The organism is Pseudonocardia ammonioxydans, assembly GCF_900115005.1.
In the GTDB taxonomy this organism is placed as follows: domain Bacteria; phylum Actinomycetota; class Actinomycetes; order Mycobacteriales; family Pseudonocardiaceae; genus Pseudonocardia; species Pseudonocardia ammonioxydans.
The window spans coordinates 1-1,041 of sequence record NZ_FOUY01000165.1; the positions used below are offsets into that span (position 1 = coordinate 1).

Consider the following 1,041-nt stretch of genomic DNA (forward strand, 5'->3'; position numbering starts at 1 on the left):
GCCGAGCTGGAGGCCGCGCACTACCGTCAACACATCGGCCAGCCCGAGTCAGAGCACTCAACCCGATAGCTCTCCGGACACGCCGGGGCGGTTCAGACCATGGCGTGGTGAAGCGGGTGGCCGATCAGCTCGGCTACGGCGCAGAGTCGGTGCGGTTGTGGGTTCGCCAAGCCGATATCGACGACGGCCACCAGCCCGGCGTGTCCACCGACGAGGCGTCCCGGGTGCGTGAGCTCGAGCAGGAGGTCCGGGAGCTGCGTCGGGCGAACGAGGTACTCAAGCGGGCTGCGAGTTTCTTCGGGGCGGAGCTCGACCGCCAGTACCGCAGATAGTGCAGTTCATCGACGCCCACCGCGAGGACGTGGTGGAGGGGCGCCGGCTCGGGGTCGAGCTCATCTGCCGCGTGATGCAGGTGGCCCCGAGCAGCTACTACGCCGCCAAGACTCGTCTGCCCTCGGCGCGGGCCCGGCGCGACGGTGATCTCGTTCCTGCGCTGGTCGGGTTGTGGGTGGACAACTACCGCGTCTACGGAGTCCGCAAGCTCTGGAAGGCCGCCCGCCGTGCCGGCCTGGACGTCGGCCGCGATCAGGTCGCCCGCTTGATGCGGGCGGCGGGGATCGAGGGCGCGCAACGGACGAAACGGGTTCGCACCACCCGGGCGGATCCAGTCGCGGCCCGCCATCCGGACCTGGTGAAGCGCCGGTTCCGGGCTGACGCGCCGAACCAGCTGTGGGTCACCGACCTGACCTACGTGCCGACCTGGGCCGGGGTCGCTTACGTGTGTTTCATCGTCGACGCCTTCTCGCGGATGATCGTGGGCTGGCGAGTCGCAGGGCACATGCGCACGTCGATGGTGCTCGACGCGCTGGAGATGGCCCGCTGGTCGCGCGGCACGCGGCTGCCGGATCTGCGGTGTCACAGCGATGCCGGAGCTCAGTTCACATCAGTTCGGTACGGCGAGCGGCTCGCCGAGATCGGTGCGGTTCCGTCGATCGGCAGTGTCGGGGGAGCCTGTCACGATTCCCGTGTAAGCCACGGGTG

General features: G+C 69.2%; 1 pseudogene. It reads left to right on the top strand.

Annotated features, from left to right (window positions below):
- Positions 1–101: 101 nt before the first annotated feature.
- A pseudogene (locus BM093_RS34915) lies at positions 102–1,041 on the top strand (IS3 family transposase); the annotation flags it as partial.